The sequence below is a fragment of the Microbulbifer sp. SE14 genome (assembly GCF_059834885.1).
Genome location: NZ_JCBAJA010000005.1, coordinates 43,518 through 63,890, shown reverse-complemented (window position 1 = coordinate 63,890; position 20,373 = coordinate 43,518). Strand labels below are relative to the sequence as shown.

General features: G+C 63.6%; 17 protein-coding genes. 13 read left to right on the top strand and 4 right to left on the bottom strand.

Going from position 1 to position 20,373, the window contains the following annotated elements; translation table 11 throughout:
- Window positions 1-156: 156 nt before the first annotated feature.
- Together AC6R19_RS05285 and AC6R19_RS05280 are read left to right on the top strand one after the other, a co-directional pair.
- Entirely contained in the window at window positions 157-702 is a 546-nt protein-coding gene (locus AC6R19_RS05285) for a DUF4136 domain-containing protein (RefSeq protein WP_500578656.1), read from the top strand.
- A 68-nt stretch (window positions 703-770) separates the two neighbouring features.
- The gene (locus tag AC6R19_RS05280) at window positions 771-1,334 is read left to right on the top strand and encodes a DUF4136 domain-containing protein (RefSeq protein ID WP_500578655.1); all 564 of its coding nucleotides are present in this window, start codon (window positions 771-773) and stop codon (window positions 1,332-1,334) included.
- Between the two features lie 59 nt (window positions 1,335-1,393).
- Here AC6R19_RS05280 and AC6R19_RS05275 read toward each other — a convergent pair whose 3' ends face one another.
- Together AC6R19_RS05275 and AC6R19_RS05270 are read right to left on the bottom strand one after the other, a co-directional pair.
- Window positions 1,394-2,446 (bottom strand): glycosyltransferase, encoded by a 1,053-nt coding sequence (locus AC6R19_RS05275; protein WP_500578654.1) that lies wholly within the window; start codon window positions 2,444-2,446, stop codon window positions 1,394-1,396.
- Between the two features lie 36 nt (window positions 2,447-2,482).
- Window positions 2,483-3,523, bottom strand: a complete 1,041-nt coding sequence (locus AC6R19_RS05270) for a glycosyltransferase family protein (RefSeq protein ID WP_500578652.1) — start codon at window positions 3,521-3,523, stop codon at window positions 2,483-2,485.
- A gap of 140 nt (window positions 3,524-3,663) precedes the next feature.
- On the opposite strand from AC6R19_RS05270, the gene AC6R19_RS05265 reads away from it, so the two are divergent.
- The 7 genes from AC6R19_RS05265 to AC6R19_RS05235 all read left to right on the top strand — a co-directional run bounded on the left by AC6R19_RS05265 (window position 3,664) and on the right by AC6R19_RS05235 (window position 10,367).
- Window positions 3,664-4,317 (top strand): NUDIX domain-containing protein, encoded by a 654-nt coding sequence (locus AC6R19_RS05265; RefSeq protein WP_500578651.1) that lies wholly within the window; start codon window positions 3,664-3,666, stop codon window positions 4,315-4,317.
- A 255-nt stretch (window positions 4,318-4,572) separates the two neighbouring features.
- On the top strand, window positions 4,573-5,094 hold the full coding sequence (locus AC6R19_RS05260; RefSeq protein ID WP_500578650.1) for a DUF1249 domain-containing protein: 522 nt from the start codon (window positions 4,573-4,575) through the stop codon (window positions 5,092-5,094).
- 56 nt (window positions 5,095-5,150) lie between these two features.
- A complete protein-coding gene (locus AC6R19_RS05255; RefSeq protein WP_500578648.1) occupies window positions 5,151-5,978 on the top strand; it encodes a metallophosphoesterase in 828 nt (275 codons plus the stop codon).
- A 123-nt stretch (window positions 5,979-6,101) separates the two neighbouring features.
- Window positions 6,102-6,770: a hypothetical protein gene (locus AC6R19_RS05250; RefSeq protein WP_500578647.1), complete on the top strand. Its 669-nt coding sequence runs from the start codon at window positions 6,102-6,104 to the stop codon at window positions 6,768-6,770.
- Between the two features lie 179 nt (window positions 6,771-6,949).
- Complete coding sequence (locus AC6R19_RS05245; protein ID WP_500578646.1) at window positions 6,950-7,567, top strand: YqiA/YcfP family alpha/beta fold hydrolase; 618 nt, start codon at window positions 6,950-6,952, stop codon at window positions 7,565-7,567.
- Between the two features lie 117 nt (window positions 7,568-7,684).
- The gene (parE, locus tag AC6R19_RS05240) at window positions 7,685-9,571 is read left to right on the top strand and encodes a DNA topoisomerase IV subunit B (protein ID WP_500578645.1); all 1,887 of its coding nucleotides are present in this window, start codon (window positions 7,685-7,687) and stop codon (window positions 9,569-9,571) included.
- Between the two features lie 217 nt (window positions 9,572-9,788).
- Complete coding sequence (locus AC6R19_RS05235; RefSeq protein ID WP_500578805.1) at window positions 9,789-10,367, top strand: helix-turn-helix transcriptional regulator; 579 nt, start codon at window positions 9,789-9,791, stop codon at window positions 10,365-10,367.
- 42 nt (window positions 10,368-10,409) lie between these two features.
- Here AC6R19_RS05235 and mmsB read toward each other — a convergent pair whose 3' ends face one another.
- Both mmsB and AC6R19_RS05225 read right to left on the bottom strand, forming a co-directional pair.
- On the bottom strand, window positions 10,410-11,297 hold the full coding sequence (mmsB, locus tag AC6R19_RS05230; protein WP_500578643.1) for a 3-hydroxyisobutyrate dehydrogenase: 888 nt from the start codon (window positions 11,295-11,297) through the stop codon (window positions 10,410-10,412).
- A gap of 303 nt (window positions 11,298-11,600) precedes the next feature.
- The gene (locus AC6R19_RS05225; protein ID WP_500578642.1) at window positions 11,601-13,112 is read right to left on the bottom strand and encodes a CoA-acylating methylmalonate-semialdehyde dehydrogenase; all 1,512 of its coding nucleotides are present in this window, start codon (window positions 13,110-13,112) and stop codon (window positions 11,601-11,603) included.
- 688 nt (window positions 13,113-13,800) lie between these two features.
- Between AC6R19_RS05225 and AC6R19_RS05220 the strand changes: the two genes are divergently transcribed.
- From AC6R19_RS05220 to AC6R19_RS05205, 4 genes are all read left to right on the top strand, one after another.
- Entirely contained in the window at window positions 13,801-15,126 is a 1,326-nt protein-coding gene (locus AC6R19_RS05220) for a DEAD/DEAH box helicase (protein ID WP_500578641.1), read from the top strand.
- A 353-nt stretch (window positions 15,127-15,479) separates the two neighbouring features.
- On the top strand, window positions 15,480-18,197 hold the full coding sequence (locus tag AC6R19_RS05215) for a CHASE domain-containing hybrid sensor histidine kinase/response regulator family protein (RefSeq protein WP_500578639.1): 2,718 nt from the start codon (window positions 15,480-15,482) through the stop codon (window positions 18,195-18,197).
- Complete coding sequence (locus tag AC6R19_RS05210; protein WP_500578637.1) at window positions 18,194-18,550, top strand: Hpt domain-containing protein; 357 nt, start codon at window positions 18,194-18,196, stop codon at window positions 18,548-18,550. Before AC6R19_RS05215 ends, AC6R19_RS05210 begins: the two co-directional genes overlap by 4 nt.
- A 42-nt stretch (window positions 18,551-18,592) precedes the next feature.
- Window positions 18,593-20,242 (top strand): Glu/Leu/Phe/Val family dehydrogenase, encoded by a 1,650-nt coding sequence (locus AC6R19_RS05205; RefSeq protein WP_500578635.1) that lies wholly within the window; start codon window positions 18,593-18,595, stop codon window positions 20,240-20,242.
- Window positions 20,243-20,373 lie beyond the last annotated feature (131 nt).

Sequence of the window (20,373 nt, the reverse complement as noted above, 5' to 3'; positions counted from 1 at the left end):
GCCAGAGCCCAATGTTCAGGCCCTGATGCCGGGGGGCCATTTGGGAAAAGTTTGCCGAGGAGGCTTTTCCCCCAAATGGCCACCGGTAGCAGGGCCGCCCAAGACTTCCTTACTGGCAACAAGGGGCGTGAACAGTTACGTAAAAAAGGAGTTGTTATGCGTATCGCGATCTTTGGTTTGCTCGGGCTGCTGCTCACCGCCTGCCAGGATGTCCAGGTGCAGCGGGTCCAGCCCGCCTCTGCGCCGGTGGCCTTTTCCTCCTACGCCTGGGGCCAGGCGGCGCTCACCGACGTGCCCGAGGCTTCGGCGCAGGTGGTGGAGCTGGATGAGGAGATGCGCGCGGCGGTCACCGCGGAGTTGCAGGCGCGCGGCTACCGCCAGGTTGACGACCTGGCGCGTGCGGATATGGTAGTGGAATACCATGTGGCGGTGGTGGAGGAGCACTTTTCCGGCGACCCCACGGATCCCAGCTGGGATGCGCAGTTCGACAACAACGCCCCCCAGGATGTGGTGGAACTGCCGGCGCGCACCGGCGCGCCGCGGGTGACTCTGAGCCTGGGCATAGGCCGTGCCGACAGCGCGCCCATATGGGGCGGCAGTGCCACCAAGCTGCTCACGCGCCCGGAGAGCGCCGAGGAGCGCCGGCGCGTGATCGGCACCGCCGTGCGGGATCTGTTAAAGGATCTGCCGGCGGCTTATTGAGAACAAAAAGGAAAAACCTCTACGGTACGGATGCCGGATCTTCGGAAATTCAGCATTAGGAGACAGGCATGAGTGCCATTTTGCGGACCGCCTTTATATCGCGTTGCTTGCGCCCGGGGCTGTTGGCCCTGACTGTGGTGTTACTGGCGGGCTGTGTGTCCGCGCCGCCGGTCGCGGTGGATTACGACCCCCAGGCGGACTTTTCCAGCCTGCACAGCTATTACCTGCTCGACCCCCTCGCCACCGGCCCCGTGTCTCCGCTGGAGATCAAGCGCGTGGGGCGGGCGGCGGACGATATGCTGCGCCAGCGCTATATGTCCGCGGACAGTCCCGAGAGCGCGGACTTCCTGGTGCGGGTGCAATTGAACTCGGTGGAGAAGGTCGCCGTCTACGACGACACCCTGGCCCTCTACGGCGGCTACCGCTATTGGGGCTTCGGCTGGCGCGTGCCGCTGCATGTGCGGCAGTACCGGGAGAACACCCTGGTGATGGATGTGATGTCGGCGGACAACTCGCTCCTGTGGAGTGGCAGTGTGCCCTCCGCCGCTGCCCGCTACCCGGATCCGGTACAGAACCAGCAGCAGTTGCGGGAGGAGATGGGGCTGTTGTTGAGCCGCTTTCCGCCCCGCTAGCTCGATTTCACCATCCCCCTGTAGGGGCGGCGGAGCGGATGGCCGCCCCGCCGCTTTCCCTATCGCCCCTTCGCCATCAACTGCTGATACAGCTCGACATAGGCGCCGACGATATGTGCCTTTGAGTAGCCCTTCGCATAAACCTCCGCGGCCCCCTCGATCAGGCTCCGGCGCAGCTCGGGATTTTCCAGTACCGACCCGATCGCCACTGCCAGCGCATCCGCATCGTCGATCGGCGTCAGCAGGCCGCTGAGCCCGTCGGTGATCGCCTCCCCGGGCCCCTGGGAATTGGTTGCGACTATCGGGCAGCGGTGCGCCCAGGATTCCATCACGATGGAGCCCAGCCCCTCGTGGCGCGACGGGCACACGAAGAGGTCGGCGGTGCGCATCAGCGCGGTGACGTCGGTGCGCCAGCCGAGAAAACGCACCCGCTCGTCCAGGCCCAGCCTGTGGCACAGGGCCTTCAGCTTTTTCTCCTCCGGGCCAGTGCCGGCGAGCCACAGGGTCGCATCGGGAATCTGCACCAGCGAGTGCAGCAGCACGTCGAAACCCTTGTTCACATGCAGGCGGCCGGCGGCCAGGATCAGCGGCCTGTCCGCGGGGGTGTTGAAACTGTCTCTGGGAATCGGCTCCACCGGGGTTTCATCGGCAAAATTGGGGATATGGAAGATCCGCTCTTTCGGGATGCCACCGTCGACCATGTGCCGGCAGATGCCCTTGCTGATACCGATCCAGTAATCCGCGTGGCGGTAGTACTTCAGGTTGTAGTAGTGCCCCAGGCGGTTCACCAGCAGATAGTCCCCGGAATGGGGAGTGATGATGCTGGCGCGGCCCATCCAGGTCATCACGATATCCGGCTGCCAGGCATCGAGTGCCTGCCGATAAATTTTCCGGCCGCGGAAATCCAGTTTTCCGCCGAACCTGAACCCCTCGGTTTCCACGCCGTTGCTGCGCAGCGCCTGCACGCGGTGATCGTGATTGCGGATAAACGCTTTCTCCTCGAGTTCCGGCCGCTCGTTGAGGCCGCTCACCAGGCGCACGAAGAAGTTTTCCGCTCCGCCGTGCTCGGCGCCGGCCAGCACCTGGGCCACTCGAATTGGGTCTCTATTCATATTGTCCAGAATAGTATGCAGATGATTTGGTGTACCCTACTTGAGGGTGCCGTCCAGCTCGATATCGCGCGCCCACACATAGTCGTGGCTGAAGGGCTGCAGGGTCGAGGCTTCGACGATGTACTGGGCGTAGAGTTTCGAATTCATCTCCGTGTGGAAAAAATCCCTTGCGCGCGCGGCCCAGGCGCGGCGCTTGGCGTCGTCGCGGTGGAATTCGCGGATCTTCGCCAACAGGTCCTCTTCGTCACCGAAGTAGACCGCGCTCTCCGCCGGCAGCAGTTCGTCGAAGTGCAGCTTGTCGCTGGTAAACTGCAGTATGCCGTTGCCGGCCAGCTGCGCCATGCGCGCGGAGGAATACCAGTAGTGGGTGTCCTGGCGGTTGAAGTTCAGGCCCATTTTCGTCTGTGCCAGCGCGCGGTCATAATCGCGGCCCCACACCGGTTTCTCGCCGAAGCTGCCGTAGGTCTTGAAATTCAGCTCGCCGCCGAGGGCATCCTTCAGGTTTTTGACCATTTGCAGGCGCTTGGTGAAGTTGTTGCTGTTACTGCAGAAGAGCAGGTCGATGGGCAGGTCGGTGCGCCGGGAGTTGTCCAGGTTCTCGATCGAGGGATCCACAGGGTTCGGCATATGGTAGACCCTTGCACCGATGCCTTCGAAGATCTTCAGTTCGCGCCGGCCGGTGGAGACGAAAATCGCATCGGCCACCTCGGCGCGGTGCTTGATGCGCTCCACATTGCTGGGCACGAACAGGGGGTCGTTGTTACAGTGGGCAATGACGCAGTTGGGCTGCTGTTGCCTGATCGCCTTCAGTGTGTCGTTGGTGATCATGTCGCAGTGGCCGGCGATCACCAGGTCCGGCTCGAAGGCCTCGACGGTCTCCAGCAGCCGGCGGTTGGCCTTGCCCATGCCCAGGTCGCGAATACCCAGCGGTGCCTCGAAGGCGGCCACGTCGCGGTCGCTGAAAACCTGGGTATAGTGGTCGTTCTTGATCAGGCCGAAGGTCAGCTTCTGCGCCCAGCTGACCCGGGTCTTGCCGTAGCGGCGCAGCTGCTGGTAGGCGATATTGAGCACTCTCATAGGGTGCGATCTCTGTACTTCCAGGGGAAAATGCGAAGGGAAAGGCGTGGCCATCTGGTCACAGATTTTTTCCAAGCGGCAAAGTATAACAGCTGCCCGGCGGCGAGATAGTCCGCCGCCGCAGTTCATGGAATGCGATAATGAAAGCGACTGACAGAAACACGGACCTGTCCCCCCAGTTTACCCGCGGCGCGGTGGATATCATTTCCCGCAAGGCGGTTTTTCAGGGGTTTTTCACCATGCTGCGCCTGCGCCTGCGCCACCGGCTGTTCCGCGGCGGCTGGAGCGGGGAATTCGAGCGCGAACTGTTCGTGCGCGATCCGGCGGTGGGAGTGCTGCTCTACGATCCGGTCAATGACCTGGTGGGCCTCACGGAGCAGTTCCGTGTCGGCGCCCTGGAGCGCCCCGGCGGTCCCTGGTGCCTGGAGGTGGTCGCGGGTATGGTAGAGGAGGGCGAGCCCCTCGAGGAAGTCGCCAGGCGCGAGGTGTACGAGGAGGCCGGCCTGCAGGTGGAGCGGCTGCACTTTATCCGCAGCTATATGCCCAGCCCCGGCGGCAGTTCCGAGCGGCTGCACCTCTACTGCGCCCTGGTGGACCTCAGCGATGCCGAGGGCCATTTCGGCCTGGAACACGAGAATGAGGATATTCGCCTGCGGGTGTTTCCGCTGCGGGCGGTACTGGAATCGATGGAGGAGAGCGGACCTGACGGCTGCCCGATCGACAACGCGGCCACCGTCATCTGCATGCAGTGGCTGCAGCTGAACCGGGAAAAACTTGCAAGGGACCGCATTTAGCAGCCTGTCGGGCTTAGGGCTGCTCTGCTGCGGAAAAGCCGGATTCGGCTCTTTTTGGCGCAACTCCTTGTTAAATAGCCCGCTATTCGCCTCGGATTTGCGCAAAAATAGCTCGAACCGGACTTTCCCTCGCGACGAACGCCTAAGTCCGACAGGCTGCTAGGCTAACCAGTCACCGAAGATTTCGTTCATTTGCCCGCGGGGCGTGCAAACTGAGATCTGAATCACGGCGACAATAGAATTGGAGTGTCGATAATGGCCCTACTGACCGAAACCGGGGCAGATGCCGGGCAAGAGGCAGATCTGTCGCGAAAAGACAGTCAAAAGCCTGTATATCGAGTGGATCTGCCGGCCTATCACGCCGACTGCGATGCCAACTACCTGCGCCTGTGCAAGCTGCTGCCGGAACTGGCCTGTAGGGACCACTGGCGCTACCAGATGCCCCACGGGGCCCTGGAGCTGTGCGTACTGGATAGATCCAGGTATACCACGGAGGTGTGCCTGAGCGCTGAGGCGCCCGCCGGCGAGCGACGCTGGATGACGCCGCCGCAGATTACGGTGCGCCTCTATCACGACGCGCGTATGGCGGAGGTGGTCGCGGTCGACGGGCGCGGGCCCGTGGGCGGCAATGGAGTGGATAATGCCTACCCCAACCCGCGCATGCAGCGCGCGGACGAGCGACAGCAGGCCAACCGTTTTCTCGGTGAATGGCTCGGCCACTGCCTGGCGAACGCCCGCGCGGAATTTGAATTGGTGCTGGACGGCCGGCAATTCTAGAATTGCCGGCTCGCACAGGGATGTGAATGACACGGATGTGAACGAAAGGTGAGCAAGTGAGTCGCGAGCGCAGAGAGTCAAGCGGGCCGGTACATCGCCTGGTTCAGTTTACCGACCCCCATATCGGCGGCCGGTCGGATTACCAGTTGCTGGGCCTGGACACCGGCCGCACTCTGGACGAGGTGCTGCGCGCGATCGCCCGCGATCAGGCCGGTGCGGAACTGGTGGTCATCACCGGCGACATCACTGCCAACGGCAGTGAGGCCGCCTACCGCCGCTTCCTGCACAAGATGCAGCCGGTACTTCCCCCCTGGTACTGGCTACCCGGCAACCACGACGACGCCGCGCGGATGAAGCAGCTGGCCCCGCGCCGCTCGGCAGAGATGGTTGCGCTGGGCAACTGGCGCCTGCTGTTGCTGGACACCAGCGTGGAGAACCAGATCTGCGGCGGCCTCAGCGACGCACAGCTGCAGCGACTGCAGCAGCTGCTGCAGGAATGCCACGAGCACCCGGTGATGATCCTGATGCACCACCAGCCAGTGCCCGTGGGCAGCGACTGGATCGACGGCCATATGCTGCGCGAGGGTGGCGAGCGTCTGCTGCAGATGGTCGGGAAGTCTGCGAACGTGAAGGCCCTGGTCTGGGGTCATGTGCACCAGCAGTTCGACAGTCAGCTCGAACGCACCGGCCTTGGAAGCCTGGGGCTGCACGCCACCCCTTCCACCTCGGTGCAGTTCACCCCCGGCAGCGGCCCCTTCTCGGTGGACGACGAGATGCCCGGCTACCGCTGGTTTGAGCTGAGCGACGACGGCAGCTACACCACCGGTGTGCAGCGGGTCACGGTGTCCGAATACAGCGTCGACCTGGCCTCGGGCGGTTACTGACCTGCTTTTTGGCCGCCGGTCGGCGGAAAGCCCCCGCCCGGCGCATTTCCCCTTTTTTAACCTGTCTTTCCTGACCGCCCGCCTTACAATGGAATTTCAATCTGGTTACAGGAAGTTGTAGATATGCGTAAGTTTTCCCTGCCGTTAGCTTTCTTTTCCCTGCTGTTGGTGGCCGCCTGTGCCCAGCAGCCGTCGGTAACCGGCCAGGCCCTGGTTGGCGGCGCCGCCGCCGATGGCCTGCAGCCCCGCGCGAGCGGGCTGGACGAGGTATCCGCGGCCTTCGCCTTCGACCTGAGCGGTGCCTCCGTCTATGTGGCGCCGGTGCGGATCGACTATACAAAGCGTTTCACTACGGGCCCGGGCACTCTGCGCGCGCGAGACTACGAGCTGGACCAAAAGGACCTGCAGAGACTGGATGAACTGATGGCGCAGACCTTCAGCGAAAAATTCCTCGCCCCGCGCGGAAGCCACCTGGTGGCAAACCCGGCCAAGGCGGATTACACGCTGCAGTTGAGCCTGGAAAAGTTCTCCCTCGCCGCGCCCCTGGACCCCACCGCCACCTGGGTTTGGCGTGTCTACACGGAGCAGAGTGCCTACGGCGTACTGGCCGGCACCCTCTACGACCGCGACGGCAACGCGGTGATGCGCTTCCGCGACAGGCGCGATATAGGCGGTGACTACGGCGGTTTCGCCACCGGCAACGTCGAGGTCTTCAACAGCGTCACCTTCTGGGGGGATATGAAAGTCGATATGCGCCGCGCCTTCTCCAGCCTGGACAAGTCCTTGCGCTAATATTTTCGGGGCTCGGGACTCGGGACTCGGGACTCGGGACTCGGGACTCGGGACTCGGGAATATAGCGCCCCTCCCCCGCTTGCGGGGGAGGGGCCGGGGGAGGGGGCAGGCCGCAGGCCCCTGCGACTCGCCAAACCATTCGCCACTCCGCAGGCCAAGGGCGCTATAATCCCCGCCCATGTCCCAAGCAGAACAACAAAACCGGCCGCTGCTGATCTACCTGCACGGCTTCCTGTCCTCGCCGCAGTCCTTCAAGTGCCAGCTGATGCGTGAGCGCCTGGCCGCGGACCATCCGCGCATCGTCTACTGCGCGCCGCAGATATCCCCCTATCCGGAGATCGCCAAACAGTCGCTGCTGACCCTGGTGGATAACTTCCTGCGCGAAGGCTGCGGCCCCATAGGCCTGCTGGGCAGCTCCATGGGCGGCTTCTGGGCCAGCTACCTGGCGGAGCGCTACCAGTTGCCCGCAGTGCTGGTGAATCCGGCGGTACACCCGGCGCGCTTTATGCCGGACTACCTGGGGCAGACACTGAAACCCCACAGCGGTGAACCCCAGGAATATCGCCTAACCCCGGCAGACGTTGATACCATGCGCCGACTGGAAGCCGAGCTGCGGCAGCCCCTGCGCGGCCGCTACTGGCTGCTGGCCCAGCGCGGCGACGAGACCCTCGACTGCCGCGAGGCGGAGGATCTCTACCGCGGCCAGCGCCAGACCATAGAGGACGGCGGCGATCACGGTTTCCAGGGCTTCGCGCGCTACTGCGAGCCGATTGTCGAATTTCTTTTTAACCCGTAGGAGCGGCGGGGCGGTCATCCGCCCATGGCCGCGATCGGAGTTCGGCAAGATCGATCGCGGCCATGGGCCGCTCCTACAGGAAAAAACAGAATTTACTAACGAGCAGTCAATAAGAATATGGCCAATTATTCCGCCGAAGATATCGAGGTACTCACGGGTCTGGACCCGGTGCGCAAGCGCCCCGGCATGTACACGGACACGGCGCGCCCCAACCACCTGGCGCAGGAAGTGATCGACAACAGTGTCGACGAGGCCCTCGCCGGCCACGCGAAGAAAATCGAAGTGGTGCTGCACAAGGACCACTCGCTGTCGGTCAGCGACGACGGCCGCGGCATGCCGGTGGATATCCACCCGGAGCAGGGCCGCCCCGGGGTGGAAGTGATCCTGTCCACCCTGCACGCCGGCGGCAAGTTCTCCAACAAGAACTACCAGTTCTCCGGTGGCCTGCACGGCGTCGGCGTGTCGGTGGTGAATGCCCTGTCCAGGGTGCTGGAAGTCACCATCCAGCGGGATGGAAAAATCCACCGCATCGGCTTCCAGAACGGCGACAAGGCCTCTGACCTGGAAGTGATAGGCGACTGCCCCAAGCGCACCACCGGTACCAGCGTGCGCTTCCTGCCGGACCCGAAATACTTCGACTCGGCCAAATTCTCGGTGCCGCGCCTGCGCCACCTGCTGCGGGCCAAGGCGGTGCTCTGCCCCGGCCTGACAGTGACCTTTATCAACGAGCAGGACGGCGAATCGGACCAGTGGTTCTATGAAGACGGCCTCAAGGACTATTTGGCAGGGGCTAACCAGGGCTGGGAAGTACTGCCAGCAGAACCCTTCGTGGGCAGCTTCGCCGCTTCCACCGAGGCCGCCGACTGGGCAGTGCAGTGGCTGCCGGAGGGCGGCGAGATCACCGCCGAGTCCTACGTAAACCTGATCCCCACCGCCCAGGGTGGCACCCATGTGAACGGCCTGCGCGCCGGCCTGCTGGAAGCGATGCGCGAATACTGCGAGATCCGCAACCTGTTGCCGCGGGGCATCAAGCTGGGGCCCGAGGATATCTGGGGCCAGTGCAGTTACGTATTGTCCGCCAAGCTGGCCGACCCGCAGTTTTCCGGCCAGACCAAGGAGCGCCTGTCCTCCCGCGAGGCGACGGCATTTATTTCCGGTGTGGCCAAGGACGCCTTCAGCCTGTGGCTGAACCAGCACACCGAGGAGGGCGACCGCCTCGCCGAGCTGTGCATCACCAATGCGCAGAAGCGCGTGCGCTCGGCCAAAAAAGTCGCGCGCAAGAAAGTCACCCAGGGCCCGGCCCTGCCGGGCAAGCTGGCGGACTGCGCCAGCGGCGACACGGCTAGAAGTGAACTTTTCCTGGTGGAGGGCGACTCCGCCGGAGGTTCCGCCAAGCAGGCCCGCGACCGCGAATTCCAGGCGATCATGCCGCTGCGCGGCAAGATCCTGAACACCTGGGAGGTGGATTCCGCCGAAATCCTCGCCAGCCAGGAGGTGCACGACATCGCCGTGGCCTTGGGCGTTGATCCGGGCAGCGACAACCTGGAGGGCCTGCGCTACAACAAGATCTGCATCCTCGCCGATGCCGACTCCGACGGCCTGCACATCGCCACCCTGCTGTGCGCCCTCTTCCTGCGCCACTTCCGCCCCCTGGTCACCAACGGCCATGTCTATGTCGCCATGCCGCCGCTGTTCCGCATCGATATCGGCAAGGACGTCTACTACGCGCTGGACGAAGCGGAAAAGCAGGGCATCCTCGACCGCATCGCCGCGGAGAACAAAAAGGGCAAGATCCAGGTCACCCGCTTCAAGGGCCTGGGGGAAATGAACCCGCTGCAGCTGCGCGAGACCACCATGGATCCGGATACTCGCCGGTTGGTGCAGCTGTACATTGATGCCGGGGATGACAGCAACCAGTTGCTGGATATGCTGCTGGCGAAGAAGCGTGCGGGGGATCGCAAGCAGTGGCTGGAGAGCAAGGGCAACCTTGCGGAAGTGAGCTGAATTGAATGACGAATGCGGACCCTTGAGGTCCGTTTTTTATTTGGCTAGCGACTGGTTCAACCGGCCGCAAGGGATCGGCCATTTTTTATAATGACATTCATGATTTTTGACCATTGACACATGGCTGACGCAGCTATGGCGTATTGCTGACGTATGAAAATGGACGGTTTCCCTTCAAATTTGTTCGGCAAACTTGAGTGGAGGCTGCACAGTGGAAATGAAGGTAGACAGAGAGCTGATCAAAGCTCAAAGATCCAAGCGCGCGTGGAGCCAGGGGCAGCTCGCGGATGCGGCGGGCCTGAGTCTCAGGACCATTCAGAGAATCGAAAAGGACGGCAATGCCTCTCTGGAGTCGGCCAAATCACTGGCGGCAGTCTTCGAAGTAGATGTTGAAGCCCTGCGCGGAAGGGAAAAAGCCAAGTGGCCGGTCAAGCGAACAGTTGCGGGAGCTTTCGCTGTCGTAGTTCTGGCTTTCAATGCTCTGCTGTTAATGCCCGCTACGGCAAAGCCGATCATGGTCGGACTGACTGTATCCTCCCAGGGAGAAGGTTTGGCGGATGTGCAGCTTTTGAACGAAGAGAACCGGGAAAGCGAAATGGTCGTCTCCGGCAGGTTGAAAGTCGTGCTGAAAGCAGTCGACGAAGGCGTTGCTGGTGTCAGGATATCCACGCATCTCTATGATCTTTCCGGTGGCAATGAAGTGTTGCTGGCCTCGCCGGCAGTCCTGACCAGGCACCAAGAGACGGCAGAAGTCCGCTTCTCCGGCTATAAGCTGTTGTTGACGCCATATCTGTAAGGCCAACTTCAACAGGAGGATAATCCGGCGGATAGACGGGACTCATCCGCCAATCAATCTCTGAATGCTGGAAAAGTCCAGCTCTTCATTGCCCGCCAGTAAGTGCAGCCCGTAGAGGTTGCGAGCCAATGAGCCCAGCGGTGTGTAGGATTTGCTGTTTGTAGCCGCCTGTTGGGCCAGTCCCAGATCCTTGCACATCAGCTTCACCATAAACCCGCCCTCGTAGTTGTTGCTGGCCGGCACATTGTCCATCACCCCCGGGTAGGGATTGTATTTCTCCAGCGACCAGTTGGCGCCGGAGCTTTTCAGCATGATCTCCGACAGAACCTTCGGGTCCAGGCCGTTGTCGACGCCCAGCTGCAACGCCTCGGCGGTGCCTATCATATGGATTGCGAGCAGCATGTTGTTGCACATCTTCGCGGTCTGTCCGGCGCCGGCGGGGCCGGCGTAAAAGACGTTGCTGCCCATATGCTGCAGCACTTCGCGTGCGACTTCCACATCGGCAGCCTCGCCGCCGCACATAAAACTCAGGGTGCCGGCGACGGCGCCGGCCACGCCACCGGAAACCGGTGCCTCTATTGCGCGCAGGCCGCGCTTGTGCGCTTCGGTGATCAGGCGCCTGGAACTGGATGCGGCGACGGTGGAGCAGTCGATGACCAGCGTCTTCCTGTCGATATGGTCCAGCAGCTTTTCGCCGTCGATATAGAGCGCCTCCACATCCTCGCCGTTCGGCAGCATGCTCAGTACAAAGTCGGCGCCGGCAATGGTTTCCAGCGGTGAGGCCGATTTTTTCACGCCATGACTGGAGGCCAGATCCAGTAACTCTGTCACCGGATCGAATCCTGCCACATCGAATCCCGCCTTGATCAGGTTGGCGGACATGGGCCCGCCCATATGGCCGAGGCCGAAAAAGGCCACTGACTTGTTCATATCCTTTCCCGCATTCGAAGTTCCGTGCCGTAGGGGCCTTCCTGTGACCGCCATGGATGGCGGGGTGCCGCCCAGCGGAAATGCAGATTTTGCAGGAGCAAAAATCTGCCAGGCGAATGGCTACGGAGCTCTGTTCTCTTTCGCCTGCAGGCAGGCTCCTACACATAGTCCTGTAGGATGGGCAAAGCGCAGCGTGCCCATCAAACCATGGCCGATGGAGACGCTGCGCTTTGCCCATCCTACAATTTTGGCGAGTACCGAGTACCGAGTACCGAGTACCGAGTACCGAGTACCGAGTACCGTTCATTTCAGGTGAATGGTCATATTCGGATGCTCCGCGTGCTCTATATCCGTATCGAACCAGCGCGCGGTCACCGTCTTGGTTTCCGTATAGAAGCGCACCGCCTGTTTGCCGTAGGCGTGCTGGTCGCCGTAGAAGGAGGCGCGCCAGCCGGTGAAGCTGAAAAACGGCAGCGGCACCGGGATCGGCACATTGATACCCACCTGGCCCACCAGAATGTCGTGCTGGTATTTGCGCGCGGCGGCGCCGCTGGCGGTGAAGATGGAGGTGCCGTTGCCGTAGGGGCAGTCGTTGATCAGCTGTATGGCATCCTCGAGGCTGTCGGCGTTCACCAGGCAGAGTACCGGGCCGAAGATCTCGTCCTTGTAGATGGACATCTCCGGAGTGACATCGGCGAACAGGGTGGGCCCGACCCAGTTGCCGTGCGGATAGCCCTCCACCTCGACGTCTGAGCCGTCCAGCAGGAGCTTTGCACCCTCCTCCTTGCCCTTGGCGATATAGCGCTTCACCCGCTCCTGCGCCGCGGGCGAGATCAGCGGGCCGAAGTCCGCCTTGGGATCCTTCCAGGGGCCGGGCCTGACCCTGGCCATGGTGTCGCGGATTTCCGCAATCCACTGCTGCGCCTCGCCCACCAGCACGACGACGGAAATCGCCATACAGCGCTGGCCGGCGGCGCCCACCGAGGAGCCGACGATATTGTTCAGCACCGCCTGCTTGTTCGCATCCGGCATCACCACCATATGGTTCTTGGCGCCGGCGAAGGCCTGCACCCGCTTCAGGTGTTCGGTGCCGGTGCGGTATATATGCTGGCCCACCGGCACCGAGCCGACAAAGGAGATGGCCTTGATATCCGGGTGCTTGAGCAGGAAGTCCACCTGCTCCCCGCCGCCGTGCACCACCTGCAGCAGGCCTCTGGGCGCGCCCGCCTCCTCGAACAGCTCCGCCAGTTTGCACGGCGTGATCGGGTCCTGTTCCGACGGCTTCAGCACGAAGGTGTTGCCGCAGGCAATGGCCATGGGGAACATCCACAGCGGGATCATGGCCGGGAAGTTGAACGGGGTGATGCCGGCGCAGACGCCCAGGGGCTGGGTGTAGGAGTAGCAGTCGATGCTCGATGCCACATTCTCCACCGTCTCCCCCATCATCAGCGCGGCGATATTGGCCGCCTGTTCCACCACTTCGATGCCGCGCCAGATATCGCCCTTGGCGTCCTCGAAGGTCTTGCCGGTTTCCTCGCAGAGGATTTCCGCCAGTTCCTCCTGGCGCTGCTTGAGCAGTTCCTGGTACCTGAGCATCAGCCGCGCCCGCGCCGGTACCGGTGTCTTGCGCCAGCTCTGGAAGGCGTCCCTGGCGGCATCCACCGCCCGCTGCAGTTCGTCCCCGGTGGTGTAGGGCGCCCGGGTCAGCACCTCGCCGGTGGCGGGGTTGGTCACGTCTAGCCACTCGTGGCTCTGGGACTGCACCCGGTCGCCGTTGATATATAGAGGGAGCTTGGCGGGAATCGTCTTGTCCATGCTTGTTCACCTAGCGTTCTGTGCACGGACAGTTTAGGCGCAAGCGCGGGCTGGAACAGAATAACGGCGCGCCTCTTTACAAGGTGCGCCGCTGTTACGAAGCGCGTTGCGGATTCCCTCCCGCTTTGCATTGGGCGCTAATGGACGTAGACCGGCCGCCGCTCCGCTGCGATCCGTATTCTTGGGTAGACATCTTATCTACCTCCCGACTGTCGTTGCAGTTTGCTTGCTAAGAGTTTCTCAACAGAAATTTTAATTCCACAGAGCCCGCGGCCACTTATTGTGGTCGTGACTCAATCTTATGGTCGTGGCCAGGGAGCCCCAACGGTTGCGGGGGTATTGAAGAAAACGGTTTAACCGGGTATCGCGCTAGAACGCCAGGGCATCTGCGGAAAATAAAACTATACAGTCGGGAACTCTATGTTATAGTGCCGGCGCTGATTCGAGATCAGCTGCGTCATCTGTAGGCCGGCGAGCCGTCGGCACCCCCCGGAATTTTTTCCCAAATTCTTCCCGGAACCCTCTACTGAATGCCGCACCATGCCGGTCTTGCCCCATAAATGGCACTGGCTATCAGACGGCGGCGCGAATCCTGACCAGGGATTCGCAAACTCCGAATTTTTCTTCGCGCCCGCAAGCGGGCGGAACTGTTTTTGATTGCGCCGGAAGCGCAACTCGAGGTTTTTCTATGTTGTTTGAAGATCTGGGCCTGGCCCAGGAAATTGCCCGCGCCGTAACCGAGCAGGGCTATACGAAACCCACCCCCATCCAGGCACAGGCCATCCCCGCGGTAATGAAGGGCGGCGATATCATGGCCGCGGCGCAGACCGGCACCGGCAAGACCGCCGGCTTTACCCTGCCGCTGCTGCACCGTTTGTCCAAGGGCGAGCCGGCGCGCAACAACCAGGTGCGCGCCCTGGTGCTGACGCCGACCCGCGAACTGGCGGCGCAGGTGTTCGACAATGTGCAGGGCTACGGCAAGTACCTGCCGCTGCGCCACGCAGTGGTCTTCGGCGGAGTGAAGATCAATCCGCAGATGATGCGCCTGCGCGGCGGCGCGGACATTCTCGTGGCCACCCCGGGCCGCCTGCTGGACCTGTACAACCAACGCGCCATCCGCTTCGACAAACTGGAAGCGCTGGTGCTGGATGAGGCCGACCGCATGCTGGACATGGGCTTTATCCACGATATCAAGCGCATCCTTAAAGTTCTGCCGGCAAAGCGCCAGAATCTGCTGTTCTCCGCGACTTTCTCCGCGGAGATTCGCCAGTTGGCCAAGGGCCTGGTCAACGATCCGGTAGAGATAGACGTAAGCCCGCGCAACACGACGACCGAGACGGTGCGGCAGAAGTTGCACCCGGTGGACAAGGCGCGCAAGCAGAAGCTGCTCAGCCACCTGATCCGCGAGAACAACTGGCACCAGGCGCTGGTGTTCAGCCGCACCAAGCACGGCGCCAACAAGCTGGTGAAGCAGCTGGAGGCGGACAATATCCGCGCTGCCGCGATTCACGGCAACAAGAGCCAGAATGCGCGCACAAAGGCATTGGCGGATTTCAAGAACGGCAAGGTGCAGATACTGGTGGCGACGGATATCGCCGCCCGCGGTATCGATATCGACCAGCTGCCCCAGGTGGTCAACTTCGACCTCCCCAATGTGCCCGAGGACTATGTGCACCGCATCGGCCGCACCGGCCGCGCGGGCAGCCAGGGCCAGGCGGTGTCCCTGGTGAGCGCGGACGAGTTCACGCAGCTGCGGGATATCGAGCGGCTGATCAAGAAAGCGGTGCCGCGGGAGGAGATTGAGGGCTTCGAGCCGAGCCATGCGCTGCCGGAGTCGGGCAACCCGGTACGCGGAGGCGGGCAGAAACGCAGCTCTGGTGGTCAGGGGCGTGGTAACGGTAGCCGCGGCAACGGCCAGGGGCGCGGGCAGAATCGCGGCGCCCAGGCAACCCGCGGTGACAGCCAACGGCCGCGCCGCCGCCGGCGCCCGGCGCGTAGCACCGAAACTGCCTGAGAACCCATCTCTCATTGACTCGTCATACCGGCGAAGAGCCTGTGCCGGACTTGATCTGGTCCCGGTATCCAGTTCGGGGCACCTGGGGTTCCGGCCTGCGCCGGAATGACGAGAAAGCTGTTCTGTAGGAGCGAACCTTGTGTTCGCCCCTACAGCCCCGCCGGCAGGCACACTGAGAAAATAAACTATCCTCGTTAATAGTTTATGTGCCCCTTGTCGCGCTTAGTGATAAGGAAGCGACGCCCTGTGCGAGGCCCTCCATGGTCGATGCCGGCGATGATCGAAGCCCCCCCGCGCCAAAGAACAGGCGAGGCCACTCGGCGGTGCTCGGCCTGCGCCCGAGGGAGTGGGCCGTGCTGGGCGTGGGGCTGCTCTTCCTGCTGCTTACCTTCGGGGTCTGGCACTGGCTCTACACCAGTGAGCAAACCAGTGCGCGGATCCAGTTCGAGCTGTCCGGTGAGCTGCTCATCGACGACGTCGGCCGCAGTTTCGAAACCCATATCACCCTGCTCGAGTTCTTCGGGGCTTTCTACGAGGCATCGGAGCTGGTCGAACGGCACGAATTCACCGGTTTCGCCGCCCCCATCCTGGATTCCTATCCCAGCCTGGAGGCGGTGTTTTGGGCCCCCAGAACCGCGGCGGGCGAGCGGGCAGCCCACGAAGCGATCGGCCGGCGGGAACTGCATGATCAATACCGGATCTGGCAGGCCCGCCCCGCGGACAAGGGCACTCCGCCAAACGGGCTTCAGGCCCACTTTCCGGTATTCTTCCTGGAAGCCGCACAGCCGGGACTCAGGGGATTGTTCGGACTGGACCTGGCATCCCTGCCGCCGGTTCGCCAGGCCATGGTCCGGGCCCGTGATACCGGCAGGCCCGCTACCACCCCCCCGTTCGCCCTGCCCGGCCTGGAAGACACGTCGGCACCGCGCATCCTGGCCGTCCTTGCCGTTTACGAGGGCCGTTCCGTCCCGGGTTCAGTCGGCGAACGGCGGCGGGACCTGACCGGGTTCGTCGCTGCCATTGTGCGCCTCGACGAGATTGTCGAGCGGGCACTGGTCCACCTCCCTGCCTGGCAGGTCGAGACCGCCCTCCTGGACGCCAGCGTCTCCCCGCCGGTCCCGGCGTACAGGTATGTCCCCGACGAAGCCGTCCAAAAAAACCGCCGGGGATTGCCCGGCTATGCCCGTCAGTTGACCGTTGCGGGACACCCCTGGCGGGTCGAGGTCAATGCGCTGGAACCCATCACTACCCGCGGGATACAGGGTGCCAATATCGTCATTGTCGCAGGCTTGTTCGCAACTTCCCTGATCGTCGCCTACCTGATGTTGCTGGCGCGACAGGCCAGCCGGGAGGAACGCCTCGTTGAAGAACGCACGGCCGACCTCCTGTCTGCCAATCAGCACCTCGAACGGCAAACCGCCGAACTGGTTGAGCTGGGAGAGGACCTGAGGAGCGCCAAGGAGCAGGCGGAGGCGGCGACCCGGGCCAAGAGCCAGTTCCTTGCCAACATGAGCCATGAAATCCGCACCCCCATGAACGGCATAATCGGCATGACCGAGCTGCTGATGGACACCAGGCTGGCGCCCCATCAGCGCGAGTACCTGCGGGTCATCGACCAGTCGGCGGACTCCCTGCTACGGCTCATCGACGACATCCTGGATTTCTCCAGGATCGAAGCAGGCAAGATCGAACTGGAGTCCACCCCCTTCGCGCTGCGCGACACCCTGGTGGACATGCTGCAAACCCTGGCGGTGAAGGCCGCCAACAAGGACCTGGAACTAGCCTACCACATACCGCCCACAGTGCCGGACCGGCTGCTGGGTGATCCTGGGCGGCTGCGGCAGGTGTTGCTGAACCTGGTGGGCAATGCCATCAAATTCACCGAGAAGGGCGAGGTGGTCGTGGACATTGCCGTCGAATCCCGGGACAGCGCGGGGGTGCGCCTGTGCTTTACCGTGCGCGACACCGGGCCGGGCATCTCCCGGGAGTTCCAGAAATCCATCTTCGAAGTCTTCGAGCAGGCCGGCGTCGGTGTCTCACGGCGCTACGGCGGCAGCGGTCTCGGCCTCAGCATAGCGGCCCATCTCGTCCAACTGATGGGCGGTGAGATCACTGTGGAAAGCGAGGAGGGCAGGGGTGCCACCTTCCGTTTCAGCCTGCCATTCCCGCTGGCAGCGGAGCGCGCAGACAGCGGCTTCGAACGGGGACCGGCCAGGCTCCACGGCCTGCGGGTGCTGGTGGTCGACGACAACCAGACCAACCGCACCATCCTCGAGGAGATGCTGCACAGCTGGCACATGGCGCCCACGGCGGTGGCCGGCGGCGCAGAAGCCCTGGCGGTACTGCAGCGGCCCGGCCAAAGTATCGCACTGGTGATCACCGATCTGCGGATGCCGGAAATGGACGGTATCGAGCTGGCGCGCCGTATCGGCGAGCTCGAACTGCCCCACCCGCCGGGGATCATCCTGCTGTCCTCCGCCGACACCAGCGGCAGCCGCGACCTGGACGCCGGCGGGAGGATAGCGGCCTGGCTCACCAAGCCGGTGCGCCAGTCCGCCCTGCTGAATGCCATCATCGAGGTCATGGGGCTGGCGGGCCGGGAGGAGCCCGAAGCGGCTCCGGCGGGCGCGGAAGCCGCCGGACTCCGGCCGCTGCGCATCCTGGTGGCCGAGGACAACAAGGTCAACCAGGCCGTCGCCAGCAAGAGCCTCGCCAAGCGGGGTCACCGGGTGACCCTGGCGGACGACGGCCGGCAGGCCGTGGTCGCCTGGGAATCCGGTGGCTTCGACCTGATACTGATGGACGTGGAGATGCCCGAAATGGATGGGTTGAGCGCCAGCCGCGAGATCCGCGCAAGGGAGCGGGGTACGGACCGCCATATTCCGATCATCGCCATGACCGCCCACGCCCTGGCGGGAGACCGGGAGCGCTGCCTGGCGGCGGGCATGGACGGCTACGTCGCCAAGCCGCTGCGGATCCGGGTGCTGGAGGAGGAAATCGCCAGGGTGATACCCGGCGCCGCCGAGGGGCCCGGGCCGGGGAGGCCGCCGCGAAACGGGAGTGCCCGATGAACGCCTCTGGATGGCAAAAAGCGCTGGCCGATCTGGACGGCGACGAGGAGATACTGCGCGACCTGGCGGAGGTCTTCCTCGCCGAAGTCGACGCCATGACGGCTGCCGTCCGCAGCGCCGTGGCGCGACGCGACGCTGCCGAACTGCGCCGCGCCGCTCACAGCCTGAAGGGTGCTGTTCGCGTGTTTCACGCCGGCCCCGCCACTGCCGCCGCACTGCATCTGGAAACCCTGGGCCGCGCCGCCGACTTCGGGGGCGCGGATCGGGCCCTGGCCGAACTGGAAGAGGAAGTCGGCCGCCTGTGCAGCGAGCTCAGGAATCACCTGCAAAACGATACGCCCCCGGCCAACTGACCCCGCGACAGCCGGCCGCGCCCGACACGGGAGGAACGAATCTTGAACACACGCCCTCTCAAGGTACTGCTGGTGGAAGACAACCCGGTTTACCAGCGCCTTATCGAAAAGCTGCTCGCCGGCAGCCAATATCCCACTTTCGACGTCACCAGCGTCGGCCGCCTGTCGGCCGCATTCGATAGCCTGGAGCGGCAGGTGTTCGACGTGGTGCTGCTCGACCTCCTGCTGCCGGACAGCGAGGCCCACGAAACCTTCTTCCGCCTGCGCAGCCGGGCACCGGACACCGCCATCGTCATCCAGACGGGGCACGACGACGTCGCCCTCGCCTCGAGGGCGGTGGAGGGCGGCGCCCAGGATTACCTGATCAAGGACCGCATCGGGCAGGTCAGCCTGGTGCGCTCTATCCGCTACGCCGTGGAGCGGATGCGGGCCCGCAGCGCGGAGTGGGCCTCCGGCCTGTTCCACCTCGCGCAGCAGCAGTTCCTCAAGGCCGCCTACCTTGTCGAGCTCGATGACAATGTGCGCCAGCGACTGCTGTTTCCCGAGCGGGCCCAGGTGGCGGCCCTGTCCTTCCGGCGCGACGAGCGCGGCCAGGTGGAAACCGTGTTCGGCTACCGGGTGCAGCACGTGCTGGCCATGGGACCCACCAAGGGAGGCATCCGCTACCACCAGTCGGTGGATTTGGGCGAGGTGGCGGCGCTGGCGATGTGGATGACCTGGAAGTGCGCCCTGATGCGCCTGCCCTTCGGCGGCGCCAAGGGCGGCATCCGCATCGACCCGCTGGACCTGTCGCGCACCGAGTTGCAGCGCCTGACGCGGCGCTACACCCTCTCGTTTATCGACATGATCGGTCCGGCCATGGACATCCCGGCCCCCGACATGGGCACCAACGAACAGGTGATGGCCTGGATCATGGACACCTACAGCCAGCGCGTCGGCTACACCGTGCCTGCGGTGGTCACTGGTAAACCGGTGGTGCTCGGCGGCTCCCAGGGGCGCACCGAAGCCACCGGGCGCGGCCTGGTGTATTGCATCGCCGAAGCCGCCCGCCACCTGGGGCTCGATCTCAGGCGGTGCACCGCGGCGGTCCAGGGGTTTGGCAACGTCGGCGCCCACGCCGCCCGCTTCCTGCGGGAAAGCGGTGTGCGCGTGATCGCCGTCAGCGATGTGAGCGCCGCAGTGCACAGTCCGATAGGGCTCGACATCGACAAGCTGGCCACCTACATCGCCAGTCACCGCTTTCTGAAGGGTTACCCCGGTGGCGAGCAGATCACCAACAGCCAACTGCTGGAACTGCCCTGCGACATCCTGGTGCTGGCGGCCCTGGAGAACCAAGTCACCAGCGACAACGCACAGCGCATCGATTGCAAGATACTCGCCGAGGGCGCCAACGGCCCCACCAGCCTGGAAGCCGACGAGGTACTGCGCGAAAAGGACATCTTCGTGCTGCCGGATATCCTCGCCAACGCGGGTGGTGTCACCGTCTCCTACTTCGAGTGGGTGCAGGGCATGCAGAACTTCATGTGGACGCTGGAGGAGGTCAACGACCGGCTCCACGAAATCATGACCGACGCCTTCCGCCGCACCCTGGCCCGGGCGGAAAAGGAGGGCACCGACCTGCGCACTGCCGCGCACATCGAGGCGCTCAGCCGGGTCAGGCAGGCGGAGCTGATGCGGGGGTTGTTTCCCTGAGGGAAAGAGCTGTGCGCGCCTGCGGCCCGCTTGTGGGAAAGGCGGATGCGTTGCGTTTACCCACGCTACGGCACTTAAGGCGTAGGTTGGGGTGAGTACAACGAACCCCAACGCAGAGTGCCGGCAGTTAT